Source organism: Labrenzia sp. OB1 (genome assembly GCF_001624695.1).
In the GTDB taxonomy this organism is placed as follows: Bacteria; Pseudomonadota; Alphaproteobacteria; order Rhizobiales; family Stappiaceae; genus Roseibium.
This window is the reverse complement of sequence record NZ_JSEP01000001.1, coordinates 216,846-238,552: the sequence shown is the minus strand read 5'-3', so window position 1 is coordinate 238,552 and position 21,707 is coordinate 216,846. Positions and strand designations below refer to the sequence as shown.

Sequence of the window (21,707 nt, the reverse complement as noted above, 5' to 3'; positions counted from 1 at the left end):
TTCAGTCATTGAGGCCGAGGAAGGCTTGCCTGACGGCGGGGTCTTCCTTCAACTCGGCGGCGCTGCCTTCTCCGACCACGCGTCCGACTTCCAGAAGGTATCCCCTTGCGGCGAGTTCGAGGCTGATGGTCACGTTCTGCTCCACAAGCAGGAGAGCCACACCGGACGCGCCGATCCGGCCAAGGGCATCGAAGAGTTCGCCGACGACGACCGGTGCGAGGCCGAGGCTCGGTTCATCCAGCATCAGGAGCCGCGGATCGGACATGAGCGCCCTTGCGATCGCGACCATCTGCTGTTCCCCGCCGGACATGGTGCCGGCGACCTGTCTGCGCCGCTCCGCAAGGCGCGGGAACAGATCGAAAATGAAGTCCCGCTGCCGTGCCTCTCCAGCACGGGCGCGTCTGGAATAGGCGCCAAGGGCAATATTTTCGTCAACGGAGAGCGCCGTGAAGATGCCTCGGCCTTCCGGCACCAGTGCGATCCCCTCATCGGGTATCCGGTGTGGCGGAACTCCAGTCAGTTCGCGGCCGTCGAGAGAAATGCGTGCACCCGGTTCCGGCGTCACCAGACCTGAAACCGCCTTGAGAAGGCTGGATTTTCCGGCGCCGTTCGCACCGAGGATCACGACCGTTTCGCCGGGGTCTACGCGCAAGTGTACATTGTCCAGCGCGATGTGCTTGCCATAGCGCACGGAAAGAGCTTCAAGCGACAGCATGGGCGCCTCCCAGATATGCTCGCACGACTTCCGGATCCCTGAGCACCTCGGCGGTCGCGCCATCGGCGATCTTGCGTCCGGCGTTCATGACAACCGCACGCGGACACAAGGCCCGGATCGCATCCATGACATGCTCGACCAGCAGGATGGTGATGCCTTTCTCGTTGAGATTGGAGATCAGCCCGATACCGATGGAGAGCTCGGAGGGATTGAGGCCCGCGAGCCATTCGTCGAGCAGCAGCAGCTTCGGTTGAGAGGCCAGGGCGCGGGCAAGCTCCATGCGCTTCTGGTCGATATAGGTGAGTGAAGCAGCATTTTCATTGGAGCGTCCCGCCAGGCCGACTTCCTCAAGCAAACGCTGAACTTCTTCTTTCGCGGTCTCTTTGGCGGGCGGTTTCTTGCGGAACATCACAGCTGCCAGAATATTATCCTCCACATTGAGGGATGGAAGCACGCGCACGAGCTGGAAGGTGCGCGCGACCCCGGCATGAGAGATCCAGTGCGCCGGCCTGCCGGTCAGCCGTTTGCCGTCCAGCAGCACGGTGCCGCCGGAGACGGGTTGAAATCCCGAGATCATGTTGAGCGCCGTTGTCTTTCCCGAACCGTTCGGCCCGAGTAGCGCGGCCACTTCGCCTTGCCTCAGGCTGAAGGACAGATCGTTGACCGCGGTCAGTCCGCCGAAGCGTTTGGTGAGTTTCCGGACGTCCAGAAGGGTCTCCATCATCCGGCCTCCCTGTCCTGGGACAGCTCGGTTCTGCCCGCTGATCCGCGTGCGCGCAGCCGGTTCCAGTGCTCTTCGAAGAAGCCGAGCACACCGTTGGGAAGAACGAATACGATGGCGATGAACAGCAATCCCAGGATGATCGAATAATGATCGGGGAAATTGGCTGACAGCCACTCGAACAGCAGGAACAGCGGCACGGCTCCGACGACGGGTCCCCACAGTCTTCCAGCACCGCCAAGGAGCGCCATGATCAGCGTCAGAAACGAGATTGTCGGATTGAAGACAATCGTCGGTTCGATATAGGTCCAGCGGGGCGCCTGGATGGCGCCGACCAGCGTGATGATAACCGAGCTTGCCGCGAAGAGGGCCAGCTTCACCCGGGCGGTTGGCAGTCCGCAATGCTCGGCGACCACTTCGTCGTCACCGATCATCTTCAACGCCAGGCCCCAGCGGCTGCGCTTGATGAAATAGCCGATGGCCAGCGTGACGGCGCAGAGCGCAAGGAGTTTCCAATAGACGACCTCGGGTCCGTAATCCACGAAGAGATAGCGTCCGAGCGTTCCGGTGACGTTGACCTCGTACCAGGTGACGAGTTGGCGGATCAGTTCGGCCAGGCCAAACGTGAAGATAACGAAATAGACGCCGGCCAGACGCAGCGTCGACAGGCCGACGAGAAGGGCGACGAAGAGCCCGATCAATGCCGCGACCACAAGAACGAGCCAGGAGGGCAGGGTCTCGTAGAGTACGGCCACCGTATAGGCGCCGATCCCGAAGAAGGCGACGGTCGCGAGTGAAACGTATCGCGTCGGCCCCGAAAACAGCGCCCAGGCGCTTGCGAGCGTCACGTATCCGACAAGCCCGAGTAGGAACCCTATGCCGTATGTGCCCAGAAAGAAGGGGGCTGCGGCGAGGGCGGCGAAGACGGCTGCCAGCGCGGCAAAGGAGAATGCCGTTATCATCGCACGCGCCGTCCAAACAGGCCCTCTGGGCGCCAAAGCAAAACGACGAGAAAGATCGTGTAGGTCGCGGCCAGCGTGAGGCCCGGATCCACATAGGTGGAGACGGTTGTCTCCACGATGCCGAGTACGAGACCAGCGGTCAGCGCGCCCAGAAGATTGCCGACACCCCCCATGATCACTACGATCAGGGCCTTCATGGTGAAGACGACACCGCCTGTGGCGGTGAAGGTCTGGTACATGGAAATCACGGTGCCGCCGGCAGCGGCAAGGGCCGTGCCCATTGCGAATGCAACGGCGGCGGCGCGGTCTGTATTGATGCCGACGAGCTGCGCCGATTGCGGTGAAACCGCAACCGCCCTGAGGGCTGTGCCCCAGCGCGTGCGAGTCAAAAGGGCGTAGAAAAGAAGCCCGAAGGTGAGCGCCAGGACAAGGGCGATCAGCCGGTTGGCGGCAACGGTCGTGCCGAAAATCGAGACAGGCACATTGAGGAATGTGTAGCTGGTGTAATTGCTGCCGAAGAGCACCAGCAGCACGCCCTGGATGACGAACAGGAGGCCGAAGGTGGTCAGGATGGAGTCAACTTCCAGCGTCGCCTTGTCGGGTGCGCGCTTCACCAGCGGTGAGAGAAGAAACACATAGACCAGATAGCCGAAAACGAATCCGCCGGGGACGACAATGGCCAATCCGATCAGAGGGTTCATCGACGGCAGGGCCTGGACGACGAAGGCGGCGAATGCGGCGGTAATGATCATGTCGCCATAGGCGAGATTCATGATGCGGGCAATTCCGTATTGCAGGGTCAGCCCCATGGCGACAAGCGCGTAGGTGCCGCCGAGCACGAGGCCCGCTATCAGCGTGGTGGTCAGTGTCATGTGTTCCTGCCGAAACCGTTGATCTGTCGGGCAAGGGAGACCGGCGGCGGTTTTCCGCCGGTCTCCTGTCCGTGTAGATGTCTTACCAGGGCTGTTTCGGGAGCTTCGCGTCGGAAGCGCCCTTCCGGTCGGCGGGCGCCACACCGGCGAGCGTGCCGTTCTGCCACTGGCCAACAAACCACAGGTCGCGGAGCTGATTGTCCTCAAGACTGGTCTCGCCGAGAACGGTCTCGAAGGTTCCCGTCGACAATTCCTTCGAAACGGCCTCCCGGTCGAGACCGACACGTTTGATGGCCTCTTCCAGCATCTGCAGGCTGGCATAGGTTATAACGCTGCCCCACAGATCCGGGTACTGGCCGTTCACCTCGTTGTGGCGCTCGCGATAGGCCTTGTTGCTCTCGTTGGCAGGATCGATGCCGCCGAGCGTCATGATCCCTTCGGCCTTCTCGCCAAGGTTCGCGCCGTAGGGCGGAAAACCGACGCCGACACCGAGATAAAGAACCTTCGGATTGAAGCTGTTTACCTGCGCCTGCTGGGTGAGGGCGAAGGTGCCCGGGGGGTAGGAAAAGGCGACGAATGTGTCGGCCCCGGAGGCTTTCGCCTCGTTGAGGATGGTGGTGAAGTCCTGGGTCCCGACCGGATAGGTCTGGTCCATGACGACATCAAGACCTGCTTCCTTGAAGGAAGGACGGGCAGCGGTGACGAGATCGATGCCAAAGCCGTCGGCCACGGATATCATCGCGACCTTCGGATTGATCACACCGGCCTTGACCTGGTCGGCCAGAAGGGTTGCCAGCGCATTGGTATAGTCGTGGCCACCGCCAAGGAACCAGAAGCTCTTCGGCCAGCGCTTGACGAAGTCCGGCGCCTTGTCGGTCACGGCGGACACCGCGAGCTGAGGATAGCCGTAGCGGTCGAAGAGTGGTGCGACCGCAAGGTTGAAGCCGGTGCCCCAGGGCGGGAGAATGAAATGGGCTTCATCCTGTCCTGCCAGACGCTCGACGGCGCGTACGACTTCCTCGGCGCTGGACCGGTCGTCATATTCGATGAGCTCGACCGGAATTTTCGTGCCGTCCGGCATTTCCAGTCCGCCCTTGGCTTCCAGGTCCGAGAGCCAGAGTTTGTAATTCGGAATGGTGGTCATTGCGGCGCCGCCGGCATTGGCGCCGGTTTTCGAGACGGCGTATCCGATCTTGATCTTGTCCGGATGGTCCTGTGCGGAGCCCGGCAGTGCGGCAAGTGCGAGCGCTGCCGTGCCCGCGAGTACGGTCAGGCTGAGCCTGCGAAATGTTGTGAACATGTTTTCCTCCCAATCGGCCGAAATCGCGTGTGCGACAGCGGCGGGGCCGGTTCTCCACGACCGGCTCCGTCATTACACTAGCCGGGAAAGTCCGGATAAAAATGTACATTTGGTGGAAAGAAATGTACAAATAATAGTAAATTACGGGCAATTGAGCTTCCATCTGAATAGATCGCCGGACGCATAATCACATGAGCCTCTTCGGCGCCTCTTCCGGCAACTGGCCTTCTCCCGGTTCCGCCCAGCACCAGATCGAAATCCTGCCGGATACCGAAGCCGGAGTGATCCGGACCGCTTTGACGCCGACGAGCTGGACGTTGCGCGGCCGGCGCAACCGGGGCTTTGTGCTGGTGTCCGGCGAAGGGCAACTGGAATTCGAAAGCAGCGAGCTTCCGTTCGTCAGCCCTTGTGCGGTCTGGCTGCCGGCGGGCAAGACGGCACGCCTGACGCTGAAGTCCGGGTCGCGCGGCGCACTGGTGTCAGTTTCGGAACTGGCCTTCGGCAGGGCGGTTCCCGCCGGGCTCGTCGGGCGGCAGGTGAAGGATGCCCTGCTGCATCCCCTCATCGGAGCCCGCCTGCAAAAGCCACAGGCGCTGGAATTGATGAGTGCCATCGAGGCGGTCGAACGGGAACTGCGCAGCGAGCTGCCGGGTGGCCAGGAGGCGGCGCGCCATCATCTCGTGCTGGCGCTCATGACACTGTGGCGGATATCCAGTCCCCAGCCGCAGCAGGTGCAGGCGGCTCCCAGAACAATCGTGCGGAATTTCCTTCATCTTCTTGAGCTTCACCTTCGCGATCACTGGACGATCGCAGCCTATGCAGGGGCCTTGAAGGTGTCGCGGACGCGGCTGACCAGCGCGGTCAAGCGGATCACCGGAAGAGCGCCACTGGAACTTATACACGAGCGCCTTGTGATCGAGGCGGAAGCGCTGCTGGCGGAGTCCAATCTCCAGGTCGCGGAGATCGCCGATGCGCTGGGCTTCAAGGATGCGGGTTACTTCAACCGCTTCTACAAGAGGGAGACCGGCATTCCGCCAGGCCGGACGCGCAAACGCGGGGCGGAGCGCAAGAAGTCCTTCCCGGGCTTCCATGAGTGGCCATGACACCGGCTGGTTCCATGAGCTGATATCTTAACCTGAAGGAACGGCACAAGTTTAGTTTCAGGTGGATTTTCTTTCGGGAGAACAGTGATAAGGTGCCGGCCGGGGGACATGCGTTGTAAGAGGACAGGGTGATGCGCGGATCCAGTTTAGCTCCGGAAAACCAGCCGGAACGGCGGCGCAGCTCATGCTTCGTGCAATCTTGCGGCATTTCCCCGCCATCATTTCATGATGGACAGGACCTCAAAACAGGTTATACGATATAACTATTATAGTTCATTACATGATCGAGGGGAGGACTCCGGTCAGTTTGTAATGTTGATCTGAAAGGGAGGACATGATGATCAACTTCCACAAGCAGCTCGCGACATTCGCGGCAGCTGCAGCCGTTTCGGCAATCGCACTTGCCGGAACCGCATCGACGTCGCTGGCGCAGGAAGTCACACTTCGCATGCACCAGTTTCTGCCCGCGCAGGCAAACGTTCCCAAGAACGTTCTTGACCCGTGGGCGGACAAGGTTGAGGCAGAATCGGGCGGGCGTATCAAGATCGAGCGCTATCCCGCCATGCAGCTTGGTGGCAAGCCGCCGGAGCTGATCGACCAGGTCGTCGACGGCGTTGTCGACATCGTCTGGACGGTCGCCGGTTACACGCCCGGCCGGTTCCCGCGTACCGAAGTGTTCGAGCTGCCCTTCACGATGACGGACGCGGAGACGGTATCCGAGGCGTACTGGAAGCTCGCCGAAGAAGAAATGATGGATACGGAATTCGCGCCGTTCAAACCGTTGGCCCTGTGGGTGCACGGACCGGGCGTGATCCATTCCAGCGAGCCGATCACGGAGCTTTCCGACCTGAACGGTGTCAAGCTTCGTGCGCCGACACGGGTGACGAACAAATTGTTCTCCAACCTCGGCGCGACGCCCATCGGCCTGCCGGTGCCCGCCATTCCCGAAGCCCTGAGCAAGGGTGTGGTGGATGCAACGGTCATCCCGTGGGAAGTCGTCGGTGCGCTCAAGGTGAACGAACTTGTTAAAAATCACACCGAGTTCCCCGGCAAGGCGATCTACACGACCACTTTCCTGTTCGCCATGAACAAGGACAAATACGAGTCGTTGCCTGATGACCTTAAGGCCGTGATCGATGCGAATTCCGGACTGGAGTTCTCCAAGTTCGCAGGCAAGCAGATGCAGGCAGACGATGCCGGTCCGCGCCAGGCTGCGGTCGACATGGGCAACAACATCATTACCCTCACGCCCGAACAGGCTTCGCAATGGGAAGCTGCCGCCCAGGGAACGATCGAGGAGTGGACGGCTGAAATGGACGAGAAGGGTCTCGACGGTACCGGCCTGCGCAAGCGGGCGGCGGAACTGATGAGCAACTGATCTTTCCGACCAACCGGTCTCCCGGAAGATTGTCTTCCGGGAGACATTTCCCGCAGGAACCCTGAATAATGCTGTTTACCCTGGTGGAGCGCCTCGCACGCTTCATGGCAATCCTCGGCGGATTGGTGCTGACGGCGCTGATCGCCCTGACATGCGTGAGCGTACTCGGGCGCGGGCTCAATACATTCGGGCATTCCGCGTTTCTGACGTCGATGTCGGAATCTGCCGCGAAGGCGCTGATCGCCACAGGCGTCGGACCCGTCTTCGGGGATTTTGAGCTTGTCGAGGCGGGGATCAGCTTCACCATCTTCGCGTTTTTGCCGATCTGCCAGCTGCGCAAGGCGCATGCGACGGTGGATGTGTTCGCAAGCCATTTTCCGCGCGGCCTGAACCGTTTCCTGTCGACCTTCTGGGAAGTTCTCCTCAGTGCCGTCATCCTGCTCATCACATGGCGTCTGTTCGTCGGGATGGAGGACAAGATGCGTTATTCGGAAACCACGTTCATCTTGCAGTTCCCCATCTGGTGGTCCTACGCGCTCAGTTTCGGTGCCGCGGCGGTCGCATCTGTGGTCGCGATCTACTGCGCTGCCGCCAGCGTTGTCGAACTGATTTCGGGACGCCAGTTGATTGACGATATGGAAGGGGGAGTCCATTGAGCCTGCTCGAACTCGGGTATCTCTCGTTTCCCGTGCTGCTGGTCCTGATATTCCTGCGCGCACCGATCGGCTTGGCCATGTTGTTGTGCGGCCTCGGAGGGCTATATCTCGCCACCGGCAATCCGAACATCTTTCTGGCCAAGCTGAAGAGCGAAACCTACACGACCTTCTCCAGCTATTCGCTGACCATCATTCCGATGTTCCTGCTGATGGGGCAGTTCGCGACTCATTCGGGCATGTCAGCATCGCTGTTCAAGGCGGCCGAAAGCTGGCTTGGCCACCGCAAGGGCGGCGTCGCGATGGCTGCGGTCGGTGCCTGTGCGGGCTTCGGCGCGATCTGCGGTTCGTCACTCGCGACAGCAGCCACCATGAGCCGCGTGGCGCTTCCCGAGCTGCGCCGTTACGGCTATTCCGGCGGGTTTTCAACAGCGACGCTTGCAGCCGGCGGCACGCTCGGCATTCTCATCCCGCCCTCCGTCATTCTGGTTATCTACGCCATTCTGACGGAACAGAATATCGCCAAGCTGTTTCTGGCGGCATTCGTGCCGGGTATTCTGGCCGCCATCGGCTACATGATCACGATCTCCATCTATGTGCGCCTCAACCCAAAAGCGGCCGGCACGCGTGAGCCTGTTCCCTATTCCGAACGTGTCAGGGCCTTGATGGATGTCTGGCCGGTTCTGCTGGTCTTCGGCCTTGTCGTCGGCGGGATTTACAGGGGCTGGTTTACCCCCACCGAGGGCGCCGCCGTCGGGGCCGCGGGAACAGGGCTGCTCGCCCTGGTTTCGGGCAATCTCACGCGCAAGATGTTTCTGGACAGCATCATCCAGACGGCGCTCAGCACGGCGATGATCTTCTTCATCGTTCTTGGTGCGGCGTTCTACAACAGTTTCCTGGCGTTGAGCCAGCTGCCGCAGGAGCTTTCCGGCTGGGTGGTCGGTCAGGGTTTCAGCCCGTGGGTCATTCTTACCCTGATCCTGCTCTTCTATCTGGTCTTCGGCTGCCTGATGGACAGCCTGTCGATGATCCTGCTGACGATCCCGATCTTCTTTCCGGTGATCAGCGTTCTGGAGTTCGGCATGAGCCCGGAACATCTGGCGATCTGGTTCGGTATCCTGGTGTTGATTGTCGTCGAGGTCGGGCTGATAACGCCGCCCGTCGGCATGAATCTGTTCATTATCAACGCCATCGACCGGACGACGCCGATGAAGGACACCTACAAGGCGGTCCTCTGGTTCGTCACTTCCGACATTGTGCGGGTTATCCTGCTTGTGCTCTTCCCCTCGATCACCCTGTTCCTGATCTCCGGTTAACCGGAGGGCGGGGCCGGGGTTTCGGCGGGTTTAAATAGGTATGGAATATAACAATGATGAAGCAAACAGGTTTAGAGGTGCTGTGATGCTGACTTCCGGACAGACCGTGCTCGTGACAGGAGGAGGCAGCGGCCTCGGCGCGGCGACCGCCCGTCACCTTGCGTCGCTCGGCGCCCGGGTCGCGATCCTCGATTTCGATAGCGAGCGCGGTGGGAGCGTGGCGCGGGAATGCGGCGGCCACGCGGTTCAGGCCGATGTCGGAGATCAGGCGGCGGTCGACAGTGCGCTGGAGGAAGCTGCGCAGCATCTGGGTGGCGCGCCGCGGATCGTGGTGAACTGCGCGGGCGTCGGACATGCGGCGCGGATTGTCGGCCGTGAGGGCAAGATGTCCTTCGACGTCTTCGAGAAGACGCTCAGGGTGAACCTGTTCGGCACCTACAATGTGATGAGCCATGCCGCCCGCCGGATGATGTCGCTGGTGCCGCTGGAAACCGGAGAACGCGGGGTGATCATCAACACCTCTTCGGTCGCCTGGGAAGACGGGCAGCTCGGCCAGGCCGCCTATGCAGCGTCCAAGGGCGGTATTGCCTCCATGTGCCTGCCGGCAGCACGCGAGTTTGCCCAGCACGGAATCCGCGTCGTGGGTATTGCCCCCGGACTTTTCCAGACGCCGATGATGGCCGGACTGCCGGAAGAGGTTTCGGCGAAGATCACCGCCAATATTCCGTTCCCGCCCCGCCTGGGAGATCCGGACGAATACGCCCTGCTTGCCGCGCATATCGTCGCCAATCCGTTCCTAAACGGGACGACCATTCGTCTGGACGGCGCCGTGCGCCTGCCGCCGCGCTGAGGAAGAAACCATGAGTGAACCGATGCTGAACATTGAACTGAGCGACAGTGTCGCGACCCTGACCATGAACCGCCCGGACAAGCGCAACGCCATGTGCGACGAGCTGCTTGCCGCCATCGACGGTTTCTTTTCGAACCCGTCGAAGGAAACCAAGGCCGTCGTCATCACCGGGACGGCGGGGCATTTCTGCTCCGGCCTCGATCTCAGCGAACATGTCGCCCGTGATGCGGAAGGCACCATGCGCCATTCGCGGGGCTGGCACCAGGTCATGGACAGGATCCAGTTCAGCGGTCTGCCGGTCGTCTCTGCCATGTTCGGCGCGGTCATCGGTGGAGGCCTGGAGATGGCGGCAGCCACGCATGTGCGCGTTGCCGACCCGACGGCCTTTTTCCAGTTGCCCGAGGGGCGGCGCGGCATTTTCGTAGGCGGCGGCGCATCTGTCCGGGTGGGGCGCATTCTCGGCGCGGACCGGATGACGGAGATGATGCTGACCGGGCGCAGATACGATGCGGCTGAGGGTCTGGCTCTTGGACTGACGCATTATACCGTGGAGGAAGGGGGCGCACTTGCCAAGGCCCAGGAGCTTGCTCGCAGGATCGCCTCCAACGCACCGCTGTCCAACTACATCATGATCCAGGCGCTCGCGCGGATCGAGGACATGTCGAAAGCCGACGGGCTGTTCACCGAAAGCCTGTGCGCGGCCATCACCCAAACCAGCCCGGATGCGGTAGAGGGCCTTGCGGCTTTTCTGGAAAAACGCAATCCGACCTTCAGGTGACGCCATGAAAAAGTCAGCCCCCGAACCCGCTCTGGAGACTGGCGCCCACAGCGTCAGCGACACGACCCTGCGGGCGTTTTACGGTTACCAGATGAAGCGCACGTTCAATGTGATCCAGTCGGATCTGAACCGGACGTTGAAGCCGTTCGATCTGCGAATGCTGACATACACGGCTCTTGTTCTGGTGGTGGACAATCCCGGTCTCAGTCAGGCGCAGCTTGCACAGGCGATGGATATCGAACGGCCGAATCTCGTTGTCATCGTCGATGAACTGGAACGGCGGGAACTGATCATCCGCGACCGGCTTCCGAAAGACCGCAGGGCCTACGCCCTGAAGGCGACGCTGGCGGGAAGACGACTTTTTGAAAAGAGCTTTGCCGCGGTATCCGCGCATGAGCAGGCCTTCCTGCGAGGCGTGGCGGCGGAGGCTCTCGCGGTGTCGATGGAGGTCATGCAGCGTGTCGAGAAAAACCGTCAGCGGGAAAGCTGACACGGCATTGGGAGGAAACAGTCATGAAACGCACATCGAAATTTCAGTCTCACGCCGTTGAACGGCAACAGCGCGCCGACGGGTCCATTCTGCTCACCTCCCGTCATGCGCTCAGTCCAACGGTCGAGCGCACCGGCGACTGGCTGCATATGTGGTCGAAGGCCGCTCCGGAGCGGGTTTTTCTGGCAGAGAGAAGCGGCGCCGGCTGGCGGCAGGAAAGTTATGAAAGCGTGCTCGGCCAGGTGCGGGCAATCGGCGCGTCCCTGCTGGCGCGCGGAATGGGACCGGATACGCCGATCCTGATCATGTCGGGCAATGGTGTCGATCATGGTCTTCTGGCACTTGCCGCGCAGTATATCGGAGTTCCCGTCGTACCCGTCGCCGAGCAGTATTCGCTGGTACATGGGGCGCACGGCCGCCTCAGGGAAGTCATCGGCCTGATCCGGCCGCGGATGGCCTATGTGGTGGATGCCGACCAGTTCGGAGAAGCACTTGCCCTCGATGCGCTGCATTCAGTCGAAATCGTTGCCAGCCGTCCGGGGTCTGCACCGGTGACCGCGTTCGGCGAGCTTTTGAACGGGGACGAAAGCGTCGATGTCGATGCGGCGTTTGCGAGAGTGACCGCAGACACGGTGGGCAAGATCCTGATGACCAGCGGGTCCACCTCCAGTCCTAAGGGTGTTCCGACGACCCACCGCATGATGTGCGTCAACCAGGCCCAGCTCGCGGATGCCCTGCCGTTCCTGCGGGAACGGCCTCCGGTGATCATGGACTGGCTGCCCTGGAACCACGTGTTCGGCGGCTCGCATAATTTCAACATGATGCTTGCCAATGGCGGCAGTTTTTACATCGACGACGGCAAGCCGGTGAAGGGACTGTTCGAGCGCACGCTGGAAAACCTGTCGTTGCAAACCGGCACTCTGGCGTTCAACGTGCCGCTTGGTTTCGGCATGCTGCTCGGCGCACTTGAGAAGGACGACGGCCTGCGGCAGCGCTTTTTCGAGGGGCTCGACCTGATCTTCTATGCAGGGGCTTCGCTGCCGCAGGAAGTCTGGTCGGGTTTCGAGCGCATGGCGATGGAGGTGAAGGGGGAAATTCCGCTGATGACCTCTTCCTGGGGGCTGACGGAAACCGCGCCTTCGGCAATGATGCAGCAGGAGCCGGCTCCGCGTTCCGGTATTGTCGGCGTGCCCGTGAACGGCGTCACGGTGAAACTCCTCCCGGATGAGGACATGCGCTGCGAGGTGCGCGTCAAGGGCCCGAATATCATGCAGGGCTACTTCAAGGACCCGGAGAAGACAGAGGCGGCTTTCGACGAGGAAGGTTTCTTCATCACCGGCGATGCGATGGTGTTCCTCGACGAGAACGATCCCGACAAGGGGATGCGTTTCGATGGCAGGATGTCGGAGGATTTCAAGCTGCAGTCCGGCACCTGGGTGCGGGCAGCGCAGCTGAAACTCGACATGCTGTCCCGCATGGCGCCGCTCGCGGCCGATCTGGTCATCACCGGTGCGGACCGCAAGCAGATCGGGGTGATGATATTCCCGAATGTCACGGAGCTGAACCGCGAGGGCTTCAGTCTCCAGGAGGAGGACGGGGCCTATGGCTGCGCGCTGCTGCAGGGAGAGATCCACCGGAGGTTGAGCGAACGGGCGCGCGAAATCAGCGGCAGCTCGGCGCTTGTGTTCCGCGCCATTGTTCTTAGCGAACCGCCGTCCATGCCGGAGGGTGAAATGACTGCAAAGGGCAATCTGAATGTCCGCAAGGTGCTGACGCGCCGCGAGAAGCTGCTGGAGCGGCTTTACAACGACAACGACCCGGCTGTGGTCACGATTTGAGGGGAAACCGAGATGGTCGACATTTCAAAAGTCCGGGCAATCGATATCCATACCCACGCGGAAGAACCGTGCGGCTGTCATTCCGATGACGGCTATGACGACTTGCAGTCGACGATGGCGAAATATTTCCGCGCGCCATGGAGCCACCCGCCGACCGTGCCGGAAACCGCCGCCCATTACCGCGAGCAGAACATTGCCGCGGTGATCTTTCCGGTCGATGCGGAACGCGAAACCGGTTACCGCCGTTACAAGAACGAGGAAGTGGCCGAATTGGCCGCCGAGAACGACGATGTCCTGATCCCATTCGCCTCCATCGATCCGCACAAGGGCAAGCTCGGCGCGCGGGAAGCCCGTCGGATGATGAAGGAATTCGGCATCAAGGGCTTCAAGTTTCACCCGACCATGCAGGGCTTCTATCCCAATGACCGGATGGCCTACGACCTCTACGAGGAAATTGCCGCGGAAGGTGCGATTGCATTGTTTCACACCGGCCAGACCGGTGTCGGCAGCGGCATGCGCGGCGGCAACGGCATGCGGCTGAAATATTCCAATCCGATGTATATGGACGATGTCGCGGTCGATTTTCCGGACATGAAGATCATCCTCGCCCATCCGTCCTTTCCCTGGCAGGAAGAGGCTCTGGCCGTCGCTCAGCATAAACCGAATGTCTATATCGACCTGTCGGGCTGGTCGCCGAAATACTTTCCTGAAATTCTGGTGAAATACTGCAATTCGATCCTGAAGAAGAAGGTGCTGTTCGGCTCCGACTGGCCGATGATCACACCCGAGCGCTGGCTTGCGGACTTTGAAAAGATCTCCATCAAGGACGAGCTGCGTCCCGACATCATCAAGGGAAATGCGGCGCGGCTTCTGGGCCTGACATGAGTGTTCCCGCGCTCAGCCACTTCTGCGATCTCGAAGTGCTGCTCGGCCCTGTACGGGAGATGGGGCAGGGACGCTGCGGCGGACGCCGTATCATTCCGATCATCGGCGGTACGGCGACGGGAAAGGTCAGCGGCAGGGTGCTTGACCTTGGCGCCGACTGGCAGACGGTCCTTGCCGACGGTTCGGCCGACATCGACACGCGCTATGCCTTCGAAACCGAAGATGGAGCGCTGATCGAGATCGTCAACAAGGGCGTGCGGCACGGACCGCCGGAGGTCCTGCAGGCCTTGGCCCGTGGGGAGGATGTCGATCCGGCGCATTATTATTTTCGTACAACGGCTCGCCTGGAAACAGGAGACCCGAGATACGAATGGGTCAACCGGATGATCTTTGTCGGCACCGGCAGACGGCTCGCCGCCGCCGTTCTGGTATCGCTCTTTTCCGTTGATTGAGGACCTGTTCCGATGAAACCGTTTTCCGCGCCGCTCGACGACATTCTCTTTTCGCTGAACCACGTTGCCGGAGCCTGCAGTCTTGCGAACTGGGACGGAGATCTGGCTTTTGAAATCGGTCAACACTTCGCGTCCTTCGCCGAAGAGCAACTGGCGCCGCTCAACGAGCCGGGCGATCGTTTGGGATGCCGGCTGGAAGGCGGACGGGTGCGGATGCCGGAGGGCTTTACTGACGCCTACAAGGCTTACGCCGAACAGGGCTGGCCGGGTCTGACGGTTCCGGAGGAATTCGGCGGCCAGGGCCAAGACGGCACGGTGCTGGCCGTCACGTCGGAGATCTTTTCCGGTGCGAACCACAGCCTTCAGATGGTGACCGGTCTCGTGCCGGGCGCCGTCAGCACGCTGTTGTCCTTTGGCACTGCGGGCCAGCAGGCCCGTTTCGTTCCCGCGCTGGCCTCCGGCGAAGCGCTGGCAACCATGTGCCTGACCGAACCGGAGGCGGGGTCTGATCTTGGCCGGATTCGCTGCAAGGCTGTTCCTTCGGGCAGCGGCTGGCGCCTGACGGGAGAGAAGATCTTCATTTCCGGTGGCGACCAGAACATGAGCGAACGCATCCATCATCTTGTGCTTGCGCGCACTTCGGACGACGGGGTGAAGGGACTTTCCCTGTTCATGTCTCCCTGCACGCGTGCGGACGGGTCCCGCAACGGGATCTCGGTCACCCGGATCGAAGAGAAAATGGGACTGCATGCCTCGCCCACCTGCCAGCTCGCCTTTGACGGGGCGGAGGCGGAACTCATCGGCGAAGCAGGGGCGGGTCTGCAGGCGATGTTCACCGTGATGAACCACGCAAGGGTCGATGTGGCGCTGCAGGGTGTTGCCCATGCCGCGCGCGCCTTCGATATCGCTTCCACTTATGCCGCCGAGCGCGTTCAGGGACGCGGACCCGACGGCAAGTCGGTCACCATAGACAGGCATGCGGATGTCCGCAGGATGCTCGACGAAACCGATACCCTGGCTCTTGCCGGGCGCGCGGTGGCGCATCTGACGCTCGTGGCTATCGAAACCGGCGACACACCCGATCTCGCCGAGTTCCTCAAGCCGGTGGCAAAAGTCTACTGCTCCGAGGCGGGAATGCGCGCGGCCGAACTGGGCATGCAGGTGCTGGGTGGTTATGGCTATCTGCGCGAATACGGGCTGGAGCAGATTTACCGCGATGCCCGTATCACCGCCATCTACGAAGGGGCGAACGGCATTCACGAAAAGGCCCTGGTGACCCGTCTGCTTTCCGGTCCGGCGGGGGATGCGTTCGAGAGCTTCCTTTTGGAGGAATGCACCGCCCGGCAGATCGGCCGGCAGGTGCTTGAAGACTCCCTTGAGACATGGCGCGGTGCACGCGAGCGGATCGCGGCGGGTTCTGATCCGGGGTCGCAGGCGCATGCCTTCATGCAACTGACGTCCGGAGCGCTTGTCTCGTGCTTGTGGGCGCGTATGGCGGAGGCCGCGGACTGTCATCCCGATCCCCTGCGTATCAGGGGTCTCGCGGACAGGGCGCTGGGTCTCGGTGACGTGCAATCCAGCTTTGGATGACCTTTGGCAAGGGGCTGAATACGTCAAAAGAACCGAAATTTCAGGAACTCCTGATGATGCGTTTGCGAGAGGTAACCATCATCAAGACCTCCGTTCCCCAAACGCACCAGCGAAAAGTGGTTCATCGGAAACCGTTTGATGTACCGGATCCTTTTAAATGACGGGCGGTTTCTGCGGCACGCTCAGATCCGATTGCCGCGGTTATCCTCACCCGCAGGCGCCTGGCCGGGAGAAAGTGGATCGCTGTTGGGTTTCGAAATATTTTAAGCTTGAAATTTTAGGGTTGAAGTAAATCTGATCCTGTGGTTCGCTGAGGGTACTGAAGCAAGCGCAAGGGGGTCATATGCGGATCGCGTGTCTGGGCGGAGGGCCTGCGGGGCTCTATTTCGCCATCTCCATGAAATTGCGTGACCCCTCTCACGAGATCGATGTCATCGAGCGTAACCGCGCGGACGACACTTTCGGCTGGGGTGTGGTGCTCTCGGAAGAAACCCTGCAGAATCTGGCGGCGAACGATCCGGTCAGCGCCGAAGCCATCGGTGAAAATTTCGCCTATTGGGACGATATCGCACTGCATATGGGCGGAGAGCGGCTGGTTTCCTCCGGTCACGGCTTTTGCGGTATCGGCCGGATGAAGCTGCTCACGCTCCTGCAGCAGCGCGCCCGGGATCTGGGTGTCAATCTGAAGTTCGAGACGGAAGTGGCAAGCGCGGAGGATTATCGCCGCGACTACGACCTGGTGGTTGCCAGTGACGGTCTGAACTCCAGGACCCGGACGCTTTATGCCGACACCTTCAAACCGGATATCGACCAGCGTTTGTGCCAGTTCGTCTGGCTCGGCACGCATCAGACCTTCGCGGACGCCTTCACCTTCATTTTCGAGGAAACGGAGCACGGCTGGGTCTGGGCGCATGCCTACCAGTTCGATGCCGACACAGCGACCTTCATTGTTGAATGCACGCAGCAGACCTTCGATGCTTTCAGCTTCGGCGAGATGAGCCAGCAGGACAGCATCCGGACCTGCGAGGAGATCTTCAAGGATCATCTGGGTGGTCATCCCCTGATGACCAATGCAAAACACATAAGGGGCTCGGCCTGGATCCGGTTCCCGCGTGTCCTGTGCGAAAAATGGAGCCATGAGAACGTCGTCCTTCTGGGCGACGCGGCGGCGACGGCGCATTTCTCCATCGGGTCGGGGACCAAGCTGGCGCTGGAATCGGCGATGTCCCTTGCCAACCTCCTGAATGAGGAAGCGGATATGGCGTCCGCCTTCGCGCGCTACGAAGCGGAGCGCCGGCTCGAGGTTCTGCGCCTGCAGTCGGCGGCCCGCAACTCGCTGGAATGGTTCGAGCACGTGGAGCGCTATCTGCATCTCGATCCGGTTCAGTTCAACTATTCCATGCTGACGCGGTCCCAGCGGATCAGCCACGAAAACCTGCGTCTGCGCGATCCGGGCTGGTTGGAGTCAGCCGAGCGCTGGTTCATGGATCAGGCTGGCGTCAGCGCCGACAACCCGGTACGGCCGCCGATGTTGGCGCCGTTCAAGCTGCGCGGCATGGAGCTGAAGAACCGCATCGTCGTGTCGCCGATGGCCCAGTACAAGGCCGTCGACGGTGCGCCGACCGACTGGCATCTGGTGCATTACGGCGAACGTGCCAAGGGCGGTGCGGGGCTGGTCTTTACCGAGATGACATGCGTCAGCGCGGAAGGCCGCATCACGCTGGGATGTCCGGGTCTTTATGCGCCCGAACATGAGGCCGCCTGGAAGCGGCTGACGGATTTTGTACACGGTGAAACGGACGCGAAGATCTGCTGCCAGATCGGTCATTCGGGCCGTAAAGGCTCGACGCGGATCGGCTGGGAAGGCATGGATCAGCCTTTGCCGGACGGCAATTGGGAGCTGGTCTCGGCCTCCGCCGTTGCCTGGTCGGACAACAACGCAGTGCCGCGGGCGATAACGCAGGCCGAAATGGACACGATCAGGAACGAGTTCGTCGCCGCCGCCGAAATGGCCGAGCGCGCCGGCTTCGACATGATCGAGCTGCATGCGGCGCACGGTTATCTTATTTCGTCGTTCATTTCCCCGGTCTCCAACATCCGCCAGGACGCCTACGGCGGCTCCCTTGAAAACCGGATGCGTTGGCCTCTGGAAGTCTTCACGGCCATGCGCGCCGTCTGGCCCGAGGACAAACCGATGTCGGTTCGTATCTCGGCCAATGACTGGGTTGGCGACGAAGGCGTAACTCCTGACGAGGCGGTAGAGATCGCTCGTCTGTTCCGGGCGGCTGGTGTCGATCTGGTCGATGTCTCCGCCGGGCAGACATCGGTTGCCGCGAAGCCGGTCTACGGCCGTATGTTCCAGACGCCGTTTTCCGACAGGATCCGCAACGAGGGAGGGTTGCCGACCATGGCGGTTGGCAACATCTACGAGGCCGATCACGCCAATTCGATCCTGATGGCAGGGCGGGCGGATCTGGTGGCTGTCGGCCGCCCGCATCTGTCCGATCCCTACTGGAGCCTGCATGAAGCCGCCCGGATCGGCGACCGGGCAGCGGGCGACTGGCCTCTGCCCTATCTGGCAGGGCGCGACCAGCTATGGCGGCTTTCGGACCGGGATGCGGAGACCTTGCGGGCATGAGTGTTTCAGGACGCCATATCATCGTGACGGGCGGGGGCAGTGGCGTCGGAGCCGCCTGCGCCAGGTTGTTTGCGGACGAAGGTGCAAAGGTCACGATATTCGGCCGGACAGAGGAGAAGCTGGCGGCGCAGTCGCTGCCCTACCAGGTCTGCGATGTCACCAGCTCCGAGGCTGTCGCTGCCGCGTATGAAGCGGCAAGAGCGCAAGCCGGGCCGATCGACGTGGTTATCGCCAACGCCGGAGCGGCGGAAAGCGTGCCCTTCGCGAAGATGACACAAGAGACCCTGCAGGCGATGCTGGCGGTCAATCTTATCGGCGTTTCCAATGTCTGGCAGGCCGCGCTGCCGGACATGAAGACGAACGGCTGGGGCCGGATGATCGCGATTGCCTCGACAGCCGGTCTCAGAGGCTATCCCTATGTCAGCGCCTATTGTGCGGCAAAGCACGCGGTGGTGGGGCTGACGCGGGCGCTCGGCCGCGAACTGGCGAAGACGGGCATCACGGTGAACGCCATCTGTCCGGGCTTCGTCGAAACCCCGTTGCTTGAGCGATCCATCGACACCATTACCGCAAACACGGGCATGAGCCGGGAGGCGGCCGAAGAGACACTGAAGGCGGACAACCCGCAGGGACGTTTCATTCAGCCCTCGGAAGTTGCCGCAATGGCGCTCTGGCTCTGCTCGGGCGGAGCCCAATCGGTCAACGGTCAGGCGCTGAGCCTTTCGGGAGGTGAGCTATGAAACCCTCACAGGCGCCCACCGGCGAAACCCTCTCCAAGGCACGGCTGCGTGTGTGGCTGAAGCTGCTGAAATCCGTGAACGGCATAGAGACGGAAATCCGCCGCAACCTGCGGGAGGAGCATGGCACGACCTTGCCGCGTTTCGACGTGATGTCCGCGCTGGCGCGCTTTCCGGACGGCCTGAAGATGAGCGAGCTGTCGTCCTACCTGAAGGTCTCCAACGGCAATGTCACCGGCATTGTCGACAAGCTGACCGAAGAAGGCCTTGCCCTGCGCGTGGCGGTGCCTGGCGACCGCAGGGCCCAGGTGGCGCGGCTGACCGCCAAGGGCAGGGTGGCGTTCGAGGAACTGGCGCAGCACCACGAAGACTGGATCAACACCCTGCTCGAAGGCCTGTCGGCCGGGAACGTCGATGCGCTTTCGGCGCATCTGGATTGTATTCTTGACCGCCAGATGGAAGAGGACTGACGCGATGCGCAGCGACGTGAAGCATTTCCGGTGTGAGATCGAGGACGGGATCGCGCGGATTGCCCTGAACAGGCCGGAACGGAAAAACCCGCTGACCTTCGAGAGCTATGCGGAGTTGCGCGACTGGTTCCGCGATCTGGTTTATGCCGATGACGTTCATGCGGTGGTGATCCTGCCCAATGGCGGCAATTTCAGTTCCGGCGGCGATGTGCATGAGATCATCGGTCCACTGACCGACATGACCATGAAAGAGCTTCTGGCCTTCACGCGCATGACAGGCGATCTGGTGAAGGCGATGCTTTGTTGCGGCAAGCCGATCATCGCTGCGGTTGACGGCATCTGCGCGGGCGCGGGAGCTATCATGGCCATGGCGTCCGATCTTCGCATCGCGACACCGGAAGCAAAGGTGGCCTTTCTCTTCAACCGGGTCGGTCTTGCGGGCTGCGACATGGGCGCCTGCGCGATCCTGCCGAGGATCATCGGCCAGGGCCGCGCGGCGGAACTGCTTTATCTCGGCCGGTCGATGAGTGCTGCAGAGGGCCATGCCTGGGGCTTTTTCAATTCCATCACCGAGGCGGCGACCCTGGAAAATGCGGCGATGGAGATGGCCAGCAGGATCGTCGCCGGGCCGACCTTCGCGAATTCGATGACCAAGACGATGCTCGCCCAGGAATGGTCGATGGGTCTGGAGCAGGCCATCGAGGCTGAAGCGCAGGCTCAGGCGATCTGCATGCAGGGCAAGGATTTCCGCCGCGCCTACGAGGCGTTTGTCAGGAAAGAAAAACCTGTGTTCGAGGGCGATTGATGGCAGACAGGACCTTCCTCGACTGGCCGTTCTTCGAAGCAGGCCACCGCACTCTGGCCTCCGAGCTGGAAAGCTGGGCGTCCACCCGGCTTAAGCACTTCGAACACGGCGATACGGACGCGGATTGCCGCAAACTTGTCGCGGATCTGGGTACGGCCGGATTTCTCAAATATTCGGGAGCTCCGGATGGCGCGCTCGACGTGCGCAGTCTTTGCATCCTTCGAGAGACCCTTGCCCGCCACGACGGGCTGGCCGACTTCGCCTTTGCGATGCAGGGGCTGGGGACCGGTGCGATTTCGCTGTTCGGAACGGATGCGCAGAAGTCGGATTGGCTTCCCCTGACCCGATCCGGCAAGGCGATTTCAGCTTTCGCGCTCACCGAGCCGACGTCGGGCTCCGATGTCGCCAATTCGACGATGACGGCGACGGACGACGGCGACGCCTATGTGCTGAACGGCGAGAAAACCTGGATTTCCAACGGCGGGATCGCCGATCTCTATACTTTGTTTGCAAGAACCGGAGAAGCGCCCGGTGCAAAGGGTCTGTCCGCCTTCATCGTGACACCCGATCTTGCCGGGTTCGAGGTGAGCGAACGCCTGGAGACCATCGCCCCGCATCCGCTGGCGTCCCTGCGGTTCACCGACTGCCGGGTTCCAAAGGCCAACCTGATCGGCACGCCCGGCCAGGGCTTCAAAATCGCCATGTCTGTCCTCGACATCTTCCGTTCCACGGTCGCTGCCGCTGCCCTCGGATTTGCCCGGCGGGCACTGGACGAAAGCCTGCGGCGCGTCACGACACGCGAAATCCAGGGAGCGCCGCTCGCCGAGTTGCAGCTTGTTCAGGGGCATATCGCCGACATGGCGCTCGATATCGACGCCGCCGCGCTGCTGGTTTACCGCGCCGCCTGGACCAAGGACAGCGGCGCACCGCGGGTAACGCGCGAAGCCGCCATGGCCAAACTCTTCGCCACCGACCAGGCGCAGCAGGTGATCGACAAGGCCGTTCAACTGCACGGCGGCGACGGCGTGCGCTCGGGTACTGCGGTCGAAAAGCTTTACCGGGAAATCCGTGCCCTGCGCATCTACGAGGGTGCCTCGGACGTTCAGAAAATCATCATAGCGCGCCAGACGCTTGGCGCATTTCAGGAGGCCTGA

At 61.6% G+C, this 21,707-nt stretch carries 21 protein-coding genes; 16 read left to right on the top strand and 5 right to left on the bottom strand.

Annotation, left to right across the window (positions count from 1 at the left end; translation table 11 throughout):
- Position 1 precedes the first annotated feature (1 nt).
- The 5 genes from OA90_RS01075 to OA90_RS01055 all read right to left on the bottom strand — a co-directional run bounded on the left by OA90_RS01075 (position 2) and on the right by OA90_RS01055 (position 4,570).
- Positions 2 to 715, bottom strand: a complete 714-nt coding sequence (locus tag OA90_RS01075; protein WP_068405793.1) for an ABC transporter ATP-binding protein — start codon at positions 713 to 715, stop codon at positions 2 to 4.
- On the bottom strand, positions 702 to 1,436 hold the full coding sequence (locus OA90_RS01070; RefSeq protein ID WP_068406571.1) for an ABC transporter ATP-binding protein: 735 nt from the start codon (positions 1,434 to 1,436) through the stop codon (positions 702 to 704). The genes OA90_RS01075 and OA90_RS01070 overlap by 14 nt, the downstream gene beginning before the upstream one ends.
- The gene (locus tag OA90_RS01065) at positions 1,436 to 2,398 is read right to left on the bottom strand and encodes a branched-chain amino acid ABC transporter permease (protein ID WP_068405790.1); all 963 of its coding nucleotides are present in this window, start codon (positions 2,396 to 2,398) and stop codon (positions 1,436 to 1,438) included. Before OA90_RS01065 ends, OA90_RS01070 begins: the two co-directional genes overlap by 1 nt.
- Complete coding sequence (locus OA90_RS01060; RefSeq protein WP_068405787.1) at positions 2,395 to 3,270, bottom strand: branched-chain amino acid ABC transporter permease; 876 nt, start codon at positions 3,268 to 3,270, stop codon at positions 2,395 to 2,397. Before OA90_RS01060 ends, OA90_RS01065 begins: the two co-directional genes overlap by 4 nt.
- 82 nt (positions 3,271 to 3,352) lie before the next feature.
- Positions 3,353 to 4,570 (bottom strand): amino acid ABC transporter substrate-binding protein, encoded by a 1,218-nt coding sequence (locus OA90_RS01055; protein WP_068405784.1) that lies wholly within the window; start codon positions 4,568 to 4,570, stop codon positions 3,353 to 3,355.
- A gap of 191 nt (positions 4,571 to 4,761) precedes the next feature.
- Between OA90_RS01055 and OA90_RS01050 the strand changes: the two genes are divergently transcribed.
- The 16 genes from OA90_RS01050 (at position 4,762) to OA90_RS00975 (ending at position 21,707) form a co-directional block, all read left to right on the top strand.
- On the top strand, positions 4,762 to 5,673 hold the full coding sequence (locus OA90_RS01050) for an AraC family transcriptional regulator (RefSeq protein ID WP_068405781.1): 912 nt from the start codon (positions 4,762 to 4,764) through the stop codon (positions 5,671 to 5,673).
- Between the two features lie 337 nt (positions 5,674 to 6,010).
- Positions 6,011 to 7,051: a TRAP transporter substrate-binding protein gene (locus OA90_RS01045; protein ID WP_068406569.1), complete on the top strand. Its 1,041-nt coding sequence runs from the start codon at positions 6,011 to 6,013 to the stop codon at positions 7,049 to 7,051.
- Between the two features lie 68 nt (positions 7,052 to 7,119).
- On the top strand, positions 7,120 to 7,707 hold the full coding sequence (locus OA90_RS01040) for a TRAP transporter small permease subunit (protein WP_068405778.1): 588 nt from the start codon (positions 7,120 to 7,122) through the stop codon (positions 7,705 to 7,707).
- A complete protein-coding gene (locus OA90_RS01035) occupies positions 7,704 to 9,020 on the top strand; it encodes a TRAP transporter large permease (protein WP_068405777.1) in 1,317 nt (438 codons plus the stop codon). Before OA90_RS01040 ends, OA90_RS01035 begins: the two co-directional genes overlap by 4 nt.
- Before the next feature lie 85 nt (positions 9,021 to 9,105).
- Positions 9,106 to 9,870 carry an SDR family NAD(P)-dependent oxidoreductase gene (locus OA90_RS01030; RefSeq protein WP_068405773.1) on the top strand — a complete coding sequence of 255 codons (765 nt, stop codon included), beginning with the start codon at positions 9,106 to 9,108 and terminating at the stop codon, positions 9,868 to 9,870.
- A 10-nt stretch (positions 9,871 to 9,880) separates the two neighbouring features.
- The gene (locus OA90_RS01025) at positions 9,881 to 10,648 is read left to right on the top strand and encodes a crotonase/enoyl-CoA hydratase family protein (RefSeq protein WP_068405770.1); all 768 of its coding nucleotides are present in this window, start codon (positions 9,881 to 9,883) and stop codon (positions 10,646 to 10,648) included.
- A gap of 4 nt (positions 10,649 to 10,652) precedes the next feature.
- Positions 10,653 to 11,138, top strand: a complete 486-nt coding sequence (locus OA90_RS01020) for a MarR family transcriptional regulator (protein WP_068405767.1) — start codon at positions 10,653 to 10,655, stop codon at positions 11,136 to 11,138.
- A 23-nt stretch (positions 11,139 to 11,161) separates the two neighbouring features.
- Positions 11,162 to 12,976 (top strand): feruloyl-CoA synthase, encoded by a 1,815-nt coding sequence (locus OA90_RS01015; protein ID WP_068405764.1) that lies wholly within the window; start codon positions 11,162 to 11,164, stop codon positions 12,974 to 12,976.
- A 12-nt stretch (positions 12,977 to 12,988) separates the two neighbouring features.
- A complete protein-coding gene (locus tag OA90_RS01010) occupies positions 12,989 to 13,861 on the top strand; it encodes an amidohydrolase family protein (protein ID WP_068405761.1) in 873 nt (290 codons plus the stop codon).
- Positions 13,858 to 14,313, top strand: a complete 456-nt coding sequence (locus tag OA90_RS01005; RefSeq protein WP_068405758.1) for a DUF3237 domain-containing protein — start codon at positions 13,858 to 13,860, stop codon at positions 14,311 to 14,313. Before OA90_RS01010 ends, OA90_RS01005 begins: the two co-directional genes overlap by 4 nt.
- 12 nt (positions 14,314 to 14,325) lie before the next feature.
- The gene (locus tag OA90_RS01000) at positions 14,326 to 15,903 is read left to right on the top strand and encodes an acyl-CoA dehydrogenase family protein (RefSeq protein ID WP_068405756.1); all 1,578 of its coding nucleotides are present in this window, start codon (positions 14,326 to 14,328) and stop codon (positions 15,901 to 15,903) included.
- 343 nt (positions 15,904 to 16,246) lie between these two features.
- The gene (locus OA90_RS00995) at positions 16,247 to 18,541 is read left to right on the top strand and encodes a bifunctional salicylyl-CoA 5-hydroxylase/oxidoreductase (RefSeq protein ID WP_068405753.1); all 2,295 of its coding nucleotides are present in this window, start codon (positions 16,247 to 16,249) and stop codon (positions 18,539 to 18,541) included.
- Entirely contained in the window at positions 18,538 to 19,281 is a 744-nt protein-coding gene (locus tag OA90_RS00990) for an SDR family NAD(P)-dependent oxidoreductase (protein WP_068405750.1), read from the top strand. Before OA90_RS00995 ends, OA90_RS00990 begins: the two co-directional genes overlap by 4 nt.
- A complete protein-coding gene (locus OA90_RS00985) occupies positions 19,278 to 19,748 on the top strand; it encodes a MarR family transcriptional regulator (RefSeq protein ID WP_068405747.1) in 471 nt (156 codons plus the stop codon). Before OA90_RS00990 ends, OA90_RS00985 begins: the two co-directional genes overlap by 4 nt.
- 4 nt (positions 19,749 to 19,752) lie before the next feature.
- Positions 19,753 to 20,553 (top strand): enoyl-CoA hydratase family protein, encoded by an 801-nt coding sequence (locus tag OA90_RS00980; protein WP_068405745.1) that lies wholly within the window; start codon positions 19,753 to 19,755, stop codon positions 20,551 to 20,553.
- Entirely contained in the window at positions 20,553 to 21,707 is a 1,155-nt protein-coding gene (locus tag OA90_RS00975; protein ID WP_068405742.1) for an acyl-CoA dehydrogenase family protein, read from the top strand. The genes OA90_RS00980 and OA90_RS00975 overlap by 1 nt, the downstream gene beginning before the upstream one ends.